Source organism: Staphylococcus massiliensis, from assembly GCF_043186315.1.
Taxonomy (GTDB): domain Bacteria; phylum Bacillota; class Bacilli; order Staphylococcales; family Staphylococcaceae; genus Staphylococcus; species Staphylococcus massiliensis.
Genome location: NZ_CP171119.1, coordinates 1,069,825 through 1,087,457, shown reverse-complemented (window position 1 = coordinate 1,087,457; position 17,633 = coordinate 1,069,825). Strand labels below are relative to the sequence as shown.

At 39.5% G+C, this 17,633-nt stretch carries 11 protein-coding genes, 6 tRNA genes and 3 rRNA genes; 3 read left to right on the top strand and 17 right to left on the bottom strand.

Annotated features, from left to right (window positions below):
- Positions 1–56 precede the first annotated feature (56 nt).
- The 3 genes from manA to ACF3N8_RS05130 form a co-directional block, all read right to left on the bottom strand.
- Entirely contained in the window at positions 57–995 is a 939-nt protein-coding gene (gene manA / locus ACF3N8_RS05140) for a mannose-6-phosphate isomerase, class I (RefSeq protein WP_009384951.1), read from the bottom strand.
- Positions 996–1,364: 369 nt separating this feature from the next.
- A complete protein-coding gene (locus ACF3N8_RS05135; protein WP_009384952.1) occupies positions 1,365–2,054 on the bottom strand; it encodes a FadR/GntR family transcriptional regulator in 690 nt (229 codons plus the stop codon).
- A 74-nt stretch (positions 2,055–2,128) separates the two neighbouring features.
- Entirely contained in the window at positions 2,129–2,800 is a 672-nt protein-coding gene (locus ACF3N8_RS05130; protein ID WP_009384953.1) for an NAD(P)-binding oxidoreductase, read from the bottom strand.
- Between the two features lie 126 nt (positions 2,801–2,926).
- Between ACF3N8_RS05130 and ACF3N8_RS05125 the strand changes: the two genes are divergently transcribed.
- The 3 genes from ACF3N8_RS05125 to ACF3N8_RS05115 all read left to right on the top strand — a co-directional run bounded on the left by ACF3N8_RS05125 (position 2,927) and on the right by ACF3N8_RS05115 (position 5,154).
- Positions 2,927–3,238, top strand: a complete 312-nt coding sequence (locus ACF3N8_RS05125) for a helix-turn-helix transcriptional regulator (protein WP_009384954.1) — start codon at positions 2,927–2,929, stop codon at positions 3,236–3,238.
- Positions 3,231–4,142, top strand: coding sequence for a cation diffusion facilitator family transporter (locus ACF3N8_RS05120; RefSeq protein ID WP_277876249.1), 912 nt, complete (start codon positions 3,231–3,233; stop codon positions 4,140–4,142). Before ACF3N8_RS05125 ends, ACF3N8_RS05120 begins: the two co-directional genes overlap by 8 nt.
- A gap of 109 nt (positions 4,143–4,251) precedes the next feature.
- On the top strand, positions 4,252–5,154 hold the full coding sequence (locus ACF3N8_RS05115) for a hypothetical protein (protein ID WP_009384956.1): 903 nt from the start codon (positions 4,252–4,254) through the stop codon (positions 5,152–5,154).
- 201 nt (positions 5,155–5,355) lie between these two features.
- On the opposite strand, the gene ACF3N8_RS05110 is transcribed toward ACF3N8_RS05115, so the two are convergent.
- The 14 genes from ACF3N8_RS05110 to ACF3N8_RS05045 form a co-directional block, all read right to left on the bottom strand.
- A complete protein-coding gene (locus tag ACF3N8_RS05110; protein ID WP_238102116.1) occupies positions 5,356–6,201 on the bottom strand; it encodes an HAD family hydrolase in 846 nt (281 codons plus the stop codon).
- Between the two features lie 209 nt (positions 6,202–6,410).
- On the bottom strand, positions 6,411–8,213 hold the full coding sequence (gene glmS, locus ACF3N8_RS05105; protein WP_009384958.1) for a glutamine--fructose-6-phosphate transaminase (isomerizing): 1,803 nt from the start codon (positions 8,211–8,213) through the stop codon (positions 6,411–6,413).
- Between the two features lie 517 nt (positions 8,214–8,730).
- Entirely contained in the window at positions 8,731–10,083 is a 1,353-nt protein-coding gene (gene glmM, locus ACF3N8_RS05100) for a phosphoglucosamine mutase (RefSeq protein ID WP_392450360.1), read from the bottom strand.
- Positions 10,084–10,115: 32 nt separating this feature from the next.
- Positions 10,116–11,048 carry a YbbR-like domain-containing protein gene (locus ACF3N8_RS05095; RefSeq protein ID WP_238102114.1) on the bottom strand — a complete coding sequence of 311 codons (933 nt, stop codon included), beginning with the start codon at positions 11,046–11,048 and terminating at the stop codon, positions 10,116–10,118.
- A gap of 1 nt (position 11,049) precedes the next feature.
- Complete coding sequence (gene cdaA / locus ACF3N8_RS05090) at positions 11,050–11,856, bottom strand: diadenylate cyclase CdaA (RefSeq protein WP_392450357.1); 807 nt, start codon at positions 11,854–11,856, stop codon at positions 11,050–11,052.
- Positions 11,857–11,976: 120 nt separating this feature from the next.
- A tRNA-Lys gene (locus tag ACF3N8_RS05085) sits at positions 11,977–12,049 on the bottom strand.
- Between the two features lie 4 nt (positions 12,050–12,053).
- Positions 12,054–12,128: transfer RNA gene (locus tag ACF3N8_RS05080), tRNA-Gln, on the bottom strand.
- A 10-nt stretch (positions 12,129–12,138) separates the two neighbouring features.
- A tRNA-Tyr gene (locus ACF3N8_RS05075) sits at positions 12,139–12,222 on the bottom strand.
- A gap of 21 nt (positions 12,223–12,243) precedes the next feature.
- A tRNA-Val gene (locus ACF3N8_RS05070) sits at positions 12,244–12,319 on the bottom strand.
- Between the two features lie 6 nt (positions 12,320–12,325).
- A tRNA-Glu gene (locus tag ACF3N8_RS05065) sits at positions 12,326–12,397 on the bottom strand.
- Position 12,398: 1 nt separating this feature from the next.
- Positions 12,399–12,473: transfer RNA gene (locus ACF3N8_RS05060), tRNA-Asn, on the bottom strand.
- 13 nt (positions 12,474–12,486) lie between these two features.
- Positions 12,487–12,601 (bottom strand): 5S ribosomal RNA (gene rrf, locus ACF3N8_RS05055).
- Positions 12,602–12,717: 116 nt separating this feature from the next.
- Positions 12,718–15,641, bottom strand: a 23S ribosomal RNA gene (locus ACF3N8_RS05050).
- 236 nt (positions 15,642–15,877) lie between these two features.
- A 16S ribosomal RNA gene (locus ACF3N8_RS05045) occupies positions 15,878–17,427 on the bottom strand.
- The 16S, 23S and 5S rRNA genes sit together here with 6 tRNA genes alongside, the layout of an rRNA operon.
- Between the last annotated feature and the right edge of the window lie 206 nt (positions 17,428–17,633).

The window sequence follows — 17,633 nt, the reverse complement described above, 5'->3', positions numbered from 1 at the left end:
AAATTCTGCACAAAAAAATAGACAAGGCATAAAAAATTGCCTTGCCGACTCAAGAATTATATAAAACTAATGATTAAAGTCAGTTCACCTTCAAAGACATTGTCTAAGTTCTCAGACGTTAAAATAAAGTGATCACCTTTTTTAATATCATTTATAACGCCGTCCGATATCACTTGTCCTTCACCTTCAAGTACAGTTACTAAACAAAACTCTCTCGGCTTCATATAATTTAAAGTGCCACTAATTTCCCATTTAGAAACCGTAAAGAATTCATTGTTTACAAACGTTGTTCGCTTTTGATTCTCAATAATATCCGTTTCAGGAATCACATTAGGACTTTCGTTACCTAGCGTAATCACGTCTTTACTTTTATCAAGATGTAAATCTCGTTTATTACCATCTTTATCAACACGATCATAATCATAAATACGGTAAGTCGTATCAGAAGATTGTTGTGTTTCAAGAATCATAATACCTTCACCAATGCCATGTACCGTACCTGCTGGCACATAGTAAAATTCGCCAGGTTTCACATTAATCTTCTTAAACAATTGATCAAAGTCTTGGTTATCAATCATCTCATTAAGCGATGCCTTATCCGTTGCAGTAGTACCATAAATAATTTCAGCATCTTCTTTAGCATCAATAATATACCAACATTCCGTTTTACCAAATTCACCGTTTTCATGTTCATATGCATAATTATCATCCGGATGCACTTGCACAGATAACTTATCATGCGCATCTAAAATTTTAGTCAATAATGGGAAACGTTTAGATGGGAAATCACCAAATAATTCTCGATGCGACGCCCACACCTCATCTAACGTCTGTCCTTTAAATGGTCCTTGAATAATTTTATTCGCGCCATTAGGTAATGCTGAAATACCCCAACATTCACCCGTATGATCACTCGGAATATCATAATTAAATTGTTTAAGACGGCTACCGCCCCATATGCGCTCTTGGAAGATAGGTTCTAAAAATAAAGGCATAGACTCACTCCAATCTTTATGTAATTTCCATTGCTCTGGTTGTGTCTATTAAATAAAGAAATGTTTCCTTATGTATCATCATATATTACTATGTAAATTTAAATTTTTTATAAAACTTATAAACCGAATACTTCTATTGCGATTGTACCACATTTAAATTTGTTATGAGTAGTTAAATTTAACACGCAACCCTTATATCATGCATCTTTACAAAACCTTAACGTTCACAACTTCTACAAAATAAAACAGGGTACGAGCGTGTAAATCGTCAATGACTTCACGCACTCGCCCCTTTAATATCTAACATTTAATCATTAATTTTTCCTACTTTTCCTTATTGAAAAGCCCTCTAAGATAAACTACCGATTCCTAAATATGCTTTAACAACGTTTCCTTAACATCATTTAAATGCTGCTTCATATGCTTAGATGCAAGCTCAGGATCCCCTTTTAATATCGCTTCAAGTATATCCACATGTTCTTGATATAATTTTTCCTGAGTCTTTTGCTGATGATACATAAACATCTTTCGTGTTTCCATCATCGTGTGTTGCATCAAATCAGAAATATTCTCAAGTAACTCATATAACAGTTTATTATGCGAAGCTTTCGCAATCGATAAGTGAAATTTAAGATCACCTTCTTCACCTGAGTAACCCTTTTGGACAGCCTTCTCCATAATCTTAAGCGCATCTTTCATTTGCTTGATATCAGCCTCAGTGTGTCTAGATGAAGCATAATACGCCGTCGCATATTCAACAACATGACGCAGCTCAAGTAAATCTTCAATATCCTTCCTTGAAAAGTCATCTTGCTGCAACTCAAAAAATGTCGGTTCCTTTTGCTTCACAAAGGTACCATAACCGTGCTTAATCTCAATTAAGCCTATCATACGAAGTGCATTAAGTGCCTCACGAACTGAAGCAACACTCACCCCGTAATTCTGAGATAACGTTTGAATAGATGGTAGTTTATGACCAGGCTCAAGTTCACCTGATTTAATTTGTTTAATAATTACATTCGCGATTTGCTCGTATATTTTTTCGTTAGAAATCTTCATAATTACCTCCGTAAGTTATAGCTATTATATCAAATTTTGGAGGCTTAATTATAAAGGTTTCGTAATTTTATCATTTATGATTCATTAAATTTCGTTAGTGCTTCTTTGATTGGCATATCACCATTTAATACTTGGAATTCTTGGCGCTCAGGTTGTCCAGTCGTAACAATTTCACTAAGCACTTGCGCAACGTTACTTCTAGAAACTTCGCGTTCCACTTGGTCTTCCTTTTCAAAAGGAAATTTAATAAACACTTCGCCAGTGCCGTCTTCGTCTGTTAAAGCACCTGGGTGCACAATAGAATAATTGAGTGATGATTGTTTTAAATACGTATCCGCATAATGTTTCGCAATGGTATATGGTTTAAGCGGTTCATAATCATCGAAAGCTTCACGTCTTGAATCATAAGTTGAAACCATCACATAACGTTTAATATCTGATGCTTCGCTCGCTTTCATCGTTTTCACAGCACCATCTAGATCAACAATAAGCGTTTGGTCGTCTCCAGTACTTCCACCAGAGCCTACTGAAAAGACAACTTGATCATAGTCTTTAAATTTAGACGTCAATGTTTCAATATCATCTTTTTCTACATCTACAAGTGTCGCTGCAATACCCGCTTCTTTAAGTGCTTGAAGTTGTGATTCACTTCTAACACCTGCTGTAAATTGAGCATCTTGTTTCTTTAAAGCATCAACTAATAAGCGACCTACGCCGCCATTAGCGCCTAAAACTAGCGTACGCATCGAATCATTCCTTTCTTTAAGATTGTACAAGTATTCTAAATCAAATGAATACTTATGTCATTTAATTGATTTATGAGATTAATCGTACTATCATATGAATATATTTTCATATGAAAGGATATCAATATGTATCACCACTCACAGATTAAACATGTTTCTAAATTCTTTAAAGTATTAAGCGATGAAAACCGCTTACGCATGATGTTGCTTTTGCTAGAAGAACCATGTAGTGTCGGACACATTTCACATACACTTAAGCTTTCTCAAAGCGCAGTGTCGCATCAATTGAAACTTATGAGAGAACATCATTTAGTGATAGGTAATCGCTCTGGCAAGTCCATGATATACGAGATTTCTGATCACCATGTCAAGACGTTGATTAACCAAACCTTTACGCATCTTAATCATTCTGAGTGGGAGGTTGATGACAATGAGTGAACATCATCACGTTCATACTAATAATAAGAAAGTGCTCGCGTTGTCAGTCATCCTAATCGGTGGCTTTATGATCATAGAGTGTATCGGCGGATTCCTAACAGGCAGTCTCGCCTTATTATCCGACAGTGTTCACATGTTAAGTGATACCGTCTCACTTCTCGTTGCACTTCTTGCATTTATCTTCGCTGAGAAAAAGGCCAATACGGATAAAACGTATGGTTACAAGCGTTTCGAAATTCTCGCTGCGCTGTTCAACGGCGTAACATTGATAATCATTAGTGTCTTTATCATCATCGAAGCAATTAAACGTTTCTTTTATCCACCTGAAATCATGTCTCTTGAGATGTTCTGGATCAGTGTAATTGGTCTCGTGATTAACGTTATCGTTGCGATGTTAATGTTTAAAGGTGGCGATACGAAACATAATATTAATATGAAAGGTGCATTTCTACATGTAATTGGGGACCTCCTCGGCTCTATCGGCGCAATTATTGCAGCACTACTTATCTTTGCTTTCAATGTTGTGATTGCTGATACCATTGCGAGCCTTATCGTAGCGCTATTAATCCTTAGAAGTGGATGGTCGATTACTCAAACAAGTATCAACATTCTAATGGAAGGTACCCCTAAAGAAGTTGGCGTTGAAGCGGTATTTGAAACGATTCTCACATATGAAGAAATTAAAAGTGTACATGACTGTCATGTTTGGAGTATTACGAGTGGCGTCAATGCATTAAGTTGTCATGCTACTGTATCACAAGACTTGAGTACGTCTGAGGGCGAAGCTTTGTTAAATGATATTGAATCATCTTTAAAAGCACTTCATATTCATCACATGACCATTCAGCTCGAAACAATCAATCATCAACATGACGATAATTTCTTATGCACGCACATTCATTGATAATTTCACATTTTATAAATAAGCACTTAATTAGAATACCTATGTTATTGATTTTCAAAAAGTCTTACTTTTGATATTGTATTACTATCACACAAAAGGAGTGCTTATATTGTTTTCATTTCATAAAGCATTTTTGAGAAATGCTAAAAGCGCGATTCCAACATTGATTTTAAGTATTATAATTTTTTCTTTATTAATCGGTTTACTTAAAATGTTATATCAACTCGCCTATCGTGGTGTCGTAATGCCACTCATTTTATTCCCATTAATGATGGGTCAATTAGATCCAGTTAAAATGGTATTAGGCATTATAGGTATCATCATAGCTATATTGATACTTTATACATTAGTCATTGTACCGTTAGTATCCGGACTCACTTATATATTTAAGAAGATAGCCAATGGTGAAAAGCCACACATTAAAGACTTATTTCACGCTTATAAAAAACGCCATTTTGGTAAAATAATCAAATTAGCATTAGCTACGATTTTACCTTTATTAATTGGTTATATTTTATTATATTTATTCCAACAACTACTTACTTTAATCGCTACAAAAGCATTGGTTCCTTTAATTAAAGGTATTTCAAATGATGTAGTAAGTTATATTGTTCAGACAATCATTAATCTAGCATTTATGTTCATTTCATCTATTTTATTAGCATTAATTGCGATATTCTTTATTAATACATTATTGTCATTCTGGAACAATCCAAAAGGCAAAATCATGCAACATTTTAAAGAAGCAATTAAACGCATTAAAAATGGTAAGAAAACATTCATGAAATTCTTAATAGGTGTATTATTAATTTCACTGTTAAACTCAATTTTACAAGGACCTATCTTCGAACTATTACAACTTGCAACAACGAATATTTCTCAAAACGTTGCTAAAATATTAATCACGATATATGGTATCCTCGTTGGTTTAATAACAACACTGTTAAACTACTTAAACCTTGGTGCCATTACACAATACTTTGAACGCTTCGGAGAGAAGATAAAATCATAATTTAAGAATAGGCAGGCTAAGACATGAGTCATGAAATAGTACTTTTAACTTTATTTCATGCAATTTCCAAAACAGCTGACTCCTAGGGGAGTAGCGTGCGTCCTGAGACTACAGGCTCAGGCCACGCCCCAGGAAAGCATGCTGTTGATGGAAATTGAGTAAAATGTCTAGCCTGCTTTTTAAATTGACTTTAAATTAGAATTAAAGTAGATGCTTTTCTAGAAATTTCGCAGCACCGTCTTCGTTATGATCATAGTCTGTCTCATATGACGCAAGGGCTTTTACATGAAGAGGCGCATTCATCATAGCGACCGTAAAATGGCCAAACTCAAACATTGCGCGATCATTGTCACTATCGCCTATCACAAGTGTCTCAGACTGATCGATGTTAAGTTTCTTGATCATTGTTTGAATGCCAGTCCCTTTGTCGATGCCATTTAACATTGTCTCGACATTATGAGGAGATGAGTTTGATATCGATATATTTAAATCTTCTTGCTGTGCTATGACGTCACGAAATTTGTCAATTTGATCAAGCTGAGGTGTAAACATATAAAGTTTTGAAAACGTCGTGTCCGGTAACGTATCCACCCAGTTTACCTGATGTATCAGAGCGTATAAGCGAGATTGCCACTCACTTTCACCGACTCCCTCAGGTTTATCTTGATTGAATAACTGCGTCACAAAATCCTTATCATCATTTAAAATCATACGATTGTCATTAAAAGGGAAAACCTCATAGTAGATGTCATGTGACTGAGCGAGATCAACAATCTTCTGAACTTGCTTTAAATTTAAACCGTGTTGAAAAACGATGTCATCTTGATATCTACCATCTGCGCCATTAGATGAAATAATACCGTCTACTTCAAATTCGCTCGGTACAAGATTCGCGATTTCATTATGTGCACGTCCTGTTGCGATAAAGACATAATAGCCATGCTCTCGAAGCGTCTTTAGCGTCTTAGTCGTATACATGCTAACTTTATTTTCAGTATGTAATAAAGTGCCGTCCATATCTAAAAAGATTGCTTTTACATTATCCATTTTGATCCTCCAAATTATGCATTTCATATAAATTATGTCACGTTTAACATACTTTCACAATAAAACCCATTATAAAAAAGGGCGTGACAGATAAGCGATAACCGCTCATCTTCACGCCCCTATTTCGATAACACGCTAAACATCTATGCGCGTCATGTCATCTAAAGCTTGTATAAATAGTTAGATTTTATAATTAAATTTCTAAGTTATTATTCAACAGTTACTGATTTAGCTAAGTTTCTTGGTTTATCAACATCTAAGTCTCTGTGTAATGCTGCATAGTAAGAAACAAGTTGTAAAGTCACAACAGATACTAGTGGTGTAAGTAATTCGTGTACTTGTGGAATTACGTACGTATCGTCTGCTTTATCTAAACCTTCCATGGAGATAATGCATGGACGTGCACCACGTGCTACAACTTCTTGAACGTTACCACGGATTGAAAGGTTAACGTTTTCTTGAGTTGCAAGCGCAATAACTGGTGTACCATCTTCGATAAGCGCGATTGTACCGTGTTTTAATTCACCACCAGCGAAACCTTCAGCTTGGATGTAAGAAATCTCTTTAAGTTTTAACGCACCTTCTAAACTTACATAATAGTCTAATGTACGACCGATAAAGAATGCATTGCGTGTTGTTTCTAAGAAGTCTTTAGCAATGTCTTCCATCTTAGGCGCATCGTCAACGATAGCTTCAATTGCTGTCGTTACTTTAGCAAGTTCGCGTAGTAAATCTAAGTCAGCTTTGCGACCAAGTTCACGTGCAACAACTTGAGATAAAATTGATAATACAGCGATTTGAGCGGTATAAGCTTTAGTAGATGCTACCGCGATTTCTGGACCAGCATGTAATAATAACGTATGGTCTGCTTCACGAGATAAAGTTGAACCTGCTACGTTTGTAACCGTTAACGCTTTGTGACCAAGTTTTTTCGTTTCTACAAGTACTGCACGGCTGTCTGCAGTTTCACCTGATTGAGAAATAAAGATGAATAATGGCTTTTCAGAAAGAAGTGGCATATTATAAACGAACTCTGAAGAAACGTGTACTTCAGTTGGAACGCCTGCCCAGTTTTCTAAATATTGTTTACCGATTAAACCTGCATGGTAACTTGTACCTGCTGCGATGATGTAGATGCGGTCTGCTTCTTTAACATCTTTAATAATTTCTGGATCAACTTTGAGGTCACCAGCATCGTCTTGATATTCTTGAATAATACGACGCATAACAGCTGGTTGCTCGTGAATTTCTTTAAGCATGTAGTGATCATAAACGCCTTTCTCAGCGTCAGACGCATCGATTTCTGCTACATATGTTTCACGATCTTGAACGTTACCTGATTCATCTTTGATGATCACTTCATCACGTTTAACGATAACTGTTTCTTTATCGTGAATTTCTTTATATTCATTTGTAACTTGTAACATTGCTAACGCATCTGAAGCGATAACGTTGAAGTCATCACCAACACCTACTAATAATGGTGACTTGTTCTTAGCTACATAGATTGTCTCTTCATCTTCATTATCTAAAAGACCTAAAGCGTAAGAACCATTTACAAGTGAGATAACTTTACTGAATGCATCTTCAGTTGATAGCCCTTCATTAGAGAAGTATTCAACTAATTGAACGATTACTTCTGTGTCTGTTTGAGAGATGAAGTTAACATCACTTAAGTATTCGTCACGTAATTCTTCATAGTTTTCGATAACACCATTATGTACTAACGTAAAACGTTTAGTAGCTGATTGATGAGGGTGAGAGTTTTCAAAGCTTGGCACACCGTGAGTCGCCCAACGTGTATGACCAATACCTAAAGTACCATCTACATCATTATCTGTTTCTTTTCTTAATTCTGAGATACGACCTTTTGCTTTGAAGATATGCGTACCTTCATCATTGTTAATTGCGATACCAGCTGAGTCATACCCACGATATTCTAGTTTTTCTAATCCTTTTAAAAGTAACTCTTTAGAGTTCTGTGAACCAATATAACCTACGATTCCGCACATATATAATTTCCTCCATATCAAAATAACGGTGTTTGTACGCATCTTTAAAATTGAGCGACTACGATACGTAAAACATCGTTTAGTTGTATTTTTTATGATGGCTATCTTATTAACTTTGGACATTAAGTTACCTTAATGGTTTAATTAATAAGCTACGAATGAGCCACATCCGGGATAGCATCCGCCGAACTAATTCGATAACTATCCTCCTCGTCTACAAGTTTTAAATATAATTAGCTTTGATTTCTGATATAAACCAAAACCTGACAATAACATTCAACACTTGTTCAGGCGCTTTATAAGACTTATTTCTTCGCTCAATATAGCCAATTGTACAATGGTAATGTATATAAATGCAAACAATATATATTAAAAATTCAGTTAATAGATTTTAAGTAACTTGAGCAGAAGTAAACTTCTTTGAATAGATATTAATAATATTAATTTAAATTTAATTTGTTTTGATATTTCAACTAAAAAAAGCTAAGGTCTTTCAACCTCAGCTTTTAAGTAAGTATTATTTTAAGCCCATTTTGTCATCAACAACAGTAGCAATACGTTGCGCATATTCTTGAGCTTCTTCATCTGTTTTAGCTTCTACCATGACACGTACTAATGGTTCTGTACCAGAAGGTCTTACAAGAATACGACCTTCACCGTTCATATCCGTTTCAACTTCTTCCATAATAGCTTGAACGTCGGCATTATCTGTTACACCATGTTTATCTTCAACTTTAACATTGATTAACGCTTGAGGATATTTCTTCATTTGACTCGCTAATTCACTTAGCTTTTTACCAGAGCGTTTAACGATTGCTGCAAGTTGAACACCTGTTAATAAACCATCACCTGTTGTATTGTGATCCATTAAAACGATGTGGCCAGATTGTTCGCCACCTAGGTTATAATTACCGCGACGCATTTCCTCTACAACGTAACGGTCACCTACTTTAGTTTTGTTAGAAGCGATGCCTTCGTTTTCAAGTGCTTTATAGAAACCTAAGTTACTCATCACTGTTGAAACAATCATGTTATCATTTAACTCTTGATTCTTAGCCATATCTTGACCAAGGATGAACATTATCATGTCACCATCAATAATATTACCCTTTTCATCAACAGCGATTAAGCGGTCTCCATCACCATCAAATGCTAAACCAAAGTCACTCTCAGTTTCGACTACTTTCTCAGCTAATAATTCAGGATGTGTAGAACCTACACCTTCATTGATATTATAGCCATCAGGATTACAACCGATTGTTTCAGTGTCAGCTTCTAAATCACCAAATAAGAATGGTGCTAAAGAAGATGTTGCACCATGAGCGCCGTCTAAAACAATCTTTAAGCCTTCAAGGTTAACATCTACTGTAGACTTTAAGTAACTAATGTATTTTTGAGCACCTTCAAAATAATCAGAATAATGAACAATGTCGTTACCAATTGGACGAGGTAGTTCAGTGTTTTCATCATCTAATAGTGCCTCGATCTCAGCTTCTTGATCGTCTGATAATTTAAATCCATCTGTACCAAAGAATTTAATGCCGTTGTCAGCAACAGGATTATGTGATGCAGAAATCATGATACCTAATTCTGATTCCATCTCTTTAGTAAGGTAAGCAACACCAGGTGTTGAAATAACGCCGAGTCGCATTACTTCTGCGCCGATTGAAACTAATCCAGCAATTAAAGCGGATTCTAGCATCTCACCAGAAACACGCGTGTCACGACCAACTAATACTTGCGGATGTTTTTTACCTTTATTATGTGCTAGAACATAGCCCCCATAACGTCCTAGTTTAAAAGCTAATTCCGGTGTTAACTCTTTATTCGCTACACCTCTAACACCGTCAGTACCATAATATTTACCCATATTACATATCTCCTTTTTCTCTATATAAAACTTTATTTAACTTTTACTTTTGCAAATACCTCTTCAGGAGTAGCTTTTTTTACCCCATCAGGTAGTTTTAATTTAACCTTTTTAGTGTCATCTTTACCTATGTCACTTACATCTACTTCTGCTTTAATTGATTCAAGTGATTGCAACTTATTACGATCACCAAAGACTTCTACTTCTTCTTCATCTAAATCAACATCTTTAATTTCCTTGTTATCTTTTGGTTTACCCGTTAATTCGGGTTCTAATTTTATCTTTTTACTATAAGGTTCAACTTCAACACTTAATTTAACATCTTTTGGTTCAATTATGACATCGAGTTTGTTTAAATTGCGGTCAAAAGCACTTACTTCACCAATATCTGTAGTATTATCACTTACATTAGGTGATTCCTTAAAGTTAGCTTTTAAATATGCAATCTTATCAATTTGATGTTCTCCACCAGTAACTTTGACTGACTTTGGATTAACCTCTTGATGTGAAATTTGATAGTTAGGATTGATATGATTACTACTTACATCTGGTTCTACCTTCATCGTCTTAGAAACACGCTTTTCGATACTTACGTTAGCTGCTTTAGGTTTAACTTTCGCGTTAATGTTCTTGCTTAAGCCTTTAACTTGAAACTCAACACGTTTTTTACCTGGCTTCACTTCAGTTAAGTCGGCAACAACTTTAAAGTCTTGTGTTTTTTCAGCTTGTAAGATTTGTGATTGCGGTCCTGTTACCACTACATCAACCTTCTTAGGTACACCAGATACATAGTAACTTTTATTATTGTATTGTACTTCAGTAGGCACATTACTAATCGTATGTGCCGAATCATTACTTAGTTCATCAGTATTAAACATATTGCCAAAAACGTTATTCACTGAAATAAAGAAGAATACAGCTAATATTAAGGAAACAAAACGTAGTCCCCATTTGCTATCTAGCATATCACTTCACACCTTTCTGTTTAAGGTGCGTACCAAACCAATGTTCAGCAAGCAATTCTTTAAATACATCAACAGATATATCTTTACGTAACTTCCCATCAAAAGTAACAGATATTGTACCTGTTTCTTCTGAAACGATTACGGTAAATGCATCAGATACTTCAGAGATACCAACTGCAGCTCTATGACGCGTACCTAGACTTTTTGCAATTTTAGGGCTATCAGATAGAGGTAAATAACTTGCTGCCGTAACAATTTTCTCGCCCCTTATAATCATTGCGCCATCGTGTAATGGCGTATTTGGAATAAATACATTTGTTAAAAGCTCTTGTGAAATATCGGAGTTCATTGGAATTCCTGTTTCAACATAGTCTTGTAAACCAGTCTCTTTTTCAAAAACGATTAAAGCACCAATACGGCGTTTAGCCATATATTGAATCGCTTTAGTTACATGATCTACAAGTTGATTCTCTTCCTTAGAGTTGGTTTGCGTATAACGCTTAAATAAACTACCTCTACCAAGCTGTTCTAACGCACGTCTAATTTCTGGTTGGAAAATAACAATAACTGCTAAGAACCCCCATTGTAAGACTAAGTCGAACAATCTAGAAGTAGTAGATAACTGTAGCCAATAACTAATTTGCCTACCAATAAGTATAAAAAATATTCCTTTTAATAATTGTATAGCTTTTGTCCCTTTAAAAACGGTGATCAAAAGATATAAAACATACCATACAATTGCTAGGTCAAGGATTTCCGTAATAATATCAATTGTGTCTAAATTTCTGAAAATATTGGAAATCTGCATAGCATCTCCTCCGATAAACTTTTCCCATAAACTATATTATAGCAATCATCACGTTCACTGTCATATAAGAATCTGTAAAGGTATAAAAAAACACTGTATCGATTGATACAGTGTTAAAAGTGAGCCATAGAGGATTCGAACCTCTGACCCTCTGATTAAAAGTCAGATGCTCTACCAACTGAGCTAATGGCTCAAAATGGCTGGGCTAGCTGGATTCGAACCAGCGCGTGACGGAGTCAAAGTCCGTTGCCTTACCGCTTGGCTATAGCCCAATAATATGAATGGTGGAGGGGGGCAGATTCGAACTGCCGAACCCGAAGGAGCGGATTTACAGTCCGCCGCGTTTAGCCACTTCGCTACCCCTCCGTATGTATACGAAAGATAAAATGGTGGAGAATGACGGGTTCGAACCGCCGACCCCCTGCTTGTAAGGCAGATGCTCTCCCAGCTGAGCTAATTCTCCAATTAATGACTCCTACGGGACTCGAACCCGTGTTACCGCCGTGAAAGGGCGGTGTCTTAACCGCTTGACCAAGGAGCCATGGCTCCACAGGTAGGACTCGAACCTACGACCGATCGGTTAACAGCCGATAGCTCTACCACTGAGCTACTGTGGATTAATATTAAATAGCTTGGCAACGTCCTACTCTTGCGGAACGTAAGTCCGACTACCATCGGCGCTAAAGAGCTTAACTTCTGTGTTCGGCATGGGAACTGGTGTGGCCTCTTTGCTATTGTCACCAAACTATTTTTAACTTGTGAGAAGCGTTCATTAAAAAGCTTCAAAAGTTAATGAATGTACATTATACATTCAAAACTAGATAGTAAGTAAATGATAAAACCAAAACAAAACATTTAAAATTGATTAAGTCTTCGATCGATTAGTATTCGTCAGCTCCACGTATCGCTACGCTTCCACCTCGAACCTATTAACCTCATCATCTTTGAGGGATCTTATAACCGAAGTTGGGAAATCTCATCTTGAGGGGGGCTTCATGCTTAGATGCTTTCAGCACTTATCCCGTCCATACATAGCTACCCAGCTATGCCGTTGGCACGACAACTGGTACACCAGAGGTATGTCCATCCCGGTCCTCTCGTACTAAGGACAGCTCCTCTCAAATTTCCTACGCCCACGACGGATAGGGACCGAACTGTCTCACGACGTTCTGAACCCAGCTCGCGTACCGCTTTAATGGGCGAACAGCCCAACCCTTGGGACCGACTACAGCCCCAGGATGCGATGAGCCGACATCGAGGTGCCAAACCTCCCCGTCGATGTGAACTCTTGGGGGAGATAAGCCTGTTATCCCCGGGGTAGCTTTTATCCGTTGAGCGATGGCCCTTCCATGCGGAACCACCGGATCACTAAGTCCGTCTTTCGACCCTGCTCGACTTGTAGGTCTCGCAGTCAAGCTCCCTTATGCCTTTACACTCTATGAATGATTTCCAACCATTCTGAGGGAACCTTTGAGCGCCTCCGTTACACTTTGGGAGGCGACCGCCCCAGTCAAACTGCCCGCCTGACACTGTCTCCCACCATGATAAATGGTGCGGGTTAGAAAGCCAACACAGCTAGGGTAGTATCCCACCAACGCCTCCACGTAAGCTAGCGCTCACGTTTCTAAGGCTCCTACCTATCCTGTACAAGCTGTGCCGAATTTCAATATCAGGCTACAGTAAAGCTCCACGGGGTCTTTCCGTCCTGTCGCGGGTAACCTGCATCTTCACAGGTACTATGATTTCACCGAGTCTCTCGTTGAGACAGTGCCCAAATCGTTACGCCTTTCGTGCGGGTCGGAACTTACCCGACAAGGAATTTCGCTACCTTAGGACCGTTATAGTTACGGCCGCCGTTTACTGGGGCTTCGATTCGTGGCTTCGCAGAAGCTAACCACTCCTCTTAACCTTCCAGCACCGGGCAGGCGTCAGCCCCTATACATCACCTTACGGTTTAGCAGAGACCTGTGTTTTTGATAAACAGTCGCTTGGGCCTATTCACTGCGGCTCTTCCGGGCATACACCCCAAAGAGCACCCCTTCTCCCGAAGTTACGGGGTCATTTTGCCGAGTTCCTTAACGAGAGTTCGCTCGCTCACCTTAGAATTCTCATCTTGACTACCTGTGTCGGTTTGCGGTACGGGCACCAAGTATCTAGCTAGAGGCTTTTCTTGGCAGTGTGAAATCAACGACTCGAGGAAACGTATTTCCTCTCCCCATCACAGCTCAACCTTATGAGTGCCGGATTTGCCTAACACTCAGTCTTACTGCTTGGACGTGCACTCCAACAGCACGCTTCGCCTATCCTACTGCGTCCCCCCATCGCTTAAAACGATAATAGGTGGTACAGGAATATCAACCTGTTATCCATCGCCTACGCCTGTCGGCCTCAGCTTAGGACCCGACTAACCCAGAGCGGACGAGCCTTCCTCTGGAAACCTTAGTCAATCGGTGGACGGGATTCTCACCCGTCTTTCGCTACTCACACCGGCATTCTCACTTCTAAGCGCTCCACATGTCCTTGCGATCATGCTTCACCGCCCTTAGAACGCTCTCCTACCATTGTCCGAAGGACAATCCACAGCTTCGGTAATATGTTTAGCCCCGGTACATTTTCGGCGCAGTGTCACTCGACTAGTGAGCTATTACGCACTCTTTAAATGATGGCTGCTTCTAAGCCAACATCCTAGTTGTCTGGGCAACGCCACATCCTTTTCCACTTAACATATATTTTGGGACCTTAGCTGGTGGTCTGGGCTCTTTCCCTTTCGAACATGGACCTTATCACCCACGTTCTGACTCCCAAGTTAAATTATTTGGCATTCGGAGTTTGTCTGAATTCGGTAACCCGAGAGGGGCCCCTCGTCCAAACAGTGCTCTACCTCCAATAATCATCACTTGAGGCTAGCCCTAAAGCTATTTCGGAGAGAACCAGCTATCTCCAAGTTCGATTGGAATTTCTCCGCTACCCACAGCTCATCCGCTCACTTTTCAACGTAAGTCGGTTCGGCCCTCCATTCAGTGTTACCTGAACTTCAGCCTGGCCATGGGTAGATCACCTGGTTTCGGGTCTACGACCAAATACTATCTCGCCCTATTCAGACTCGCTTTCGCTACGGCTCCACATTTGCTGCTTAACCTTGCATCAGATCGTAACTCGCCGGTTCATTCTACAAAAGGCACGCCATCACCCATTAACGGGCTCTGACTATTTGTAAGCACACGGTTTCAAGTTCTCTTTCACTCCCCTTCCGGGGTACTTTTCACCTTTCCCTCACGGTACTGGTTCACTATCGGTCACTAGAGAGTATTTAGCCTTAGGAGATGGTCCTCCTAGATTCCGACGGAATTTCACGTGCTCCGTCGTACTCAGGATCCACTCAAGAGAGAAAACATTTTCGACTACAGGATTATTACCTTCTTTGATTCATCTTTCCAGATGATTCGTCTAACATTTTCCTTTGTAACTCCGTATAGAGTGTCCTACAACCCCAATAGGCAAGCCTATTGGTTTGGGCTCTTCCCGTTTCGCTCGCCGCTACTCAGGGAATCGATTTTTCTTTCTCTTCCTCCGGGTACTAAGATGTTTCAGTTCTCCGGGTCTGCCTTCTGACATGCTATGAATTCACATGTCGATAACACAACATAACTTGTGCTGGGTTCCCCCATTCGGAAATCTCTGGATCACAGCTTACTTACAGCTCCCCAAAGCATATCGTCGTTAGTAACGTCCTTCATCGGCTTCTAGTGCCAAGGCATCCACCGTGCGCCCTTAATAACTTAATCTGTTATTAATCATGTGTGTTACTGACCATCGGTCAATAACTAGCGATTATTTTTTGAATTCAAGCTTAATTAAACTCTTATTCACTCGGTTTTGCTTGGTAAAATCTATTTTACTTACTTATCTAGTTTTCAATGTACAACTTGAATGTTCTAAAAACATTCAAAACTGAATACAATATGTCACGCTTTCTTGTTTATATTTCAACTTCTTAGAAGTTGTTCCGTTATATCCTTAGAAAGGAGGTGATCCAGCCGCACCTTCCGATACGGCTACCTTGTTACGACTTCACCCCAATCATTTGTCCCACCTTCGACGGCTAGCTCCAAAGGTTACTCCACCGGCTTCGGGTGTTACAAACTCTCGTGGTGTGACGGGCGGTGTGTACAAGACCCGGGAACGTATTCACCGTAGCATGCTGATCTACGATTACTAGCGATTCCAGCTTCATGTAGTCGAGTTGCAGACTACAATCCGAACTGAGAACGGCTTTATGGGATTTGCTTGACCTCGCGGTTTAGCGACCCTTTGTACCGTCCATTGTAGCACGTGTGTAGCCCAAATCATAAGGGGCATGATGATTTGACGTCATCCCCACCTTCCTCCGGTTTGTCACCGGCAGTCAACTTAGAGTGCCCAACTTAATGATGGCAACTAAGCTTAAGGGTTGCGCTCGTTGCGGGACTTAACCCAACATCTCACGACACGAGCTGACGACAACCATGCACCACCTGTCACTTTGTCCCCCGAAGGGGAAAACTCTATCTCTAGAGCGATCAAAGGATGTCAAGATTTGGTAAGGTTCTTCGCGTTGCTTCGAATTAAACCACATGCTCCACCGCTTGTGCGGGTCCCCGTCAATTCCTTTGAGTTTCAATCTTGCGATCGTACTCCCCAGGCGGAGTGCTTAATGCGTTAGCTGCAGCACTAAGGGGCGGAAACCCCCTAACACTTAGCACTCATCGTTTACGGCGTGGACTACCAGGGTATCTAATCCTGTTTGATCCCCACGCTTTCGCACATCAGCGTCAGTTACAGACCAGAAAGTCGCCTTCGCCACTGGTGTTCCTCCATATCTCTGCGCATTTCACCGCTACACATGGAATTCCACTTTCCTCTTCTGCACTCAAGTTCCCCAGTTTCCAATGACCATCCACGGTTGAGCCGTGGGCTTTCACATCAGACTTAAGAAACCGCCTACGCGCGCTTTACGCCCAATAATTCCGGATAACGCTTGCCACCTACGTATTACCGCGGCTGCTGGCACGTAGTTAGCCGTGGCTTTCTGATTAGGTACCGTCAAGGTGCGCATAGTTACCTACGCACTTGTTCTTCCCTAATAACAGAGCTTTACGATCCGAAAACCTTCATCACTCACGCGGCGTTGCTCCGTCAGACTTTCGTCCATTGCGGAAGATTCCCTACTGCTGCCTCCCGTAGGAGTCTGGACCGTGTCTCAGTTCCAGTGTGGCCGATCACCCTCTCAGGTCGGCTACGTATCGTCGCCTTGGTAAGCCATTACCTCACCAACTAGCTAATACGGCGCAGGTCCATCTATAAGTGACAGCAAAACCGCCTTTCAATGTTGAACCATGCGGTTCAACATGTTATCCGGCATTAGCCCCGGTTTCCCGGAGTTATTCCAGTCTTATAGGTAGGTTACCCACGTGTTACTCACCCGTCCGCCGCTAACGTCAAAGGAGCAAGCTCCTCGTCAGTTCGCTCGACTTGCATGTATTAGGCACGCCGCCAGCGTTCATCCTGAGCCAGGATCAAACTCTCCATAAAAATGTTTGTTTGATTGACTCTAAAATTTAAGCAATTGATTGCTTGGTTTGTTGTGTGACTGACTGTCACAACAACGTTTATCAAGAATTAACGTTGACATATTGTCATTCAGTTTTCAATGTTCTTAAGTGATATATATTATATCACATTTACAATTAATTTACAAAATTAATAGCACGTTTATTAATATAATATATATTTAATAT

Excerpts from the sequence above, each read along its gene's own strand:
- glmS (WP_009384958.1), bottom strand. The coding sequence starts at position 8,213 with ATGTGCGGAATCGTAGGTTATATTGGTTCACAGAACTCTAAAGAGTTA.
- manA (WP_009384951.1), bottom strand. The coding sequence starts at position 995 with ATGCCTTTATTTTTAGAACCTATCTTCCAAGAGCGCATATGGGGCGGT.
- ACF3N8_RS05125 (WP_009384954.1), top strand. The coding sequence starts at position 2,927 with ATGTATCACCACTCACAGATTAAACATGTTTCTAAATTCTTTAAAGTA.
- cdaA (WP_392450357.1), bottom strand. The coding sequence starts at position 11,856 with ATGCAGATTTCCAATATTTTCAGAAATTTAGACACAATTGATATTATT.
- ACF3N8_RS05095 (WP_238102114.1), bottom strand. The coding sequence starts at position 11,048 with ATGCTAGATAGCAAATGGGGACTACGTTTTGTTTCCTTAATATTAGCT.
- glmM (WP_392450360.1), bottom strand. The coding sequence starts at position 10,083 with ATGGGTAAATATTATGGTACTGACGGTGTTAGAGGTGTAGCGAATAAA.
- ACF3N8_RS05130 (WP_009384953.1), bottom strand. The coding sequence starts at position 2,800 with ATGCGTACGCTAGTTTTAGGCGCTAATGGCGGCGTAGGTCGCTTATTA.
- ACF3N8_RS05120 (WP_277876249.1), top strand. The coding sequence starts at position 3,231 with ATGAGTGAACATCATCACGTTCATACTAATAATAAGAAAGTGCTCGCG.
- ACF3N8_RS05110 (WP_238102116.1), bottom strand. The coding sequence starts at position 6,201 with ATGGATAATGTAAAAGCAATCTTTTTAGATATGGACGGCACTTTATTA.
- ACF3N8_RS05135 (WP_009384952.1), bottom strand. The coding sequence starts at position 2,054 with ATGAAGATTTCTAACGAAAAAATATACGAGCAAATCGCGAATGTAATT.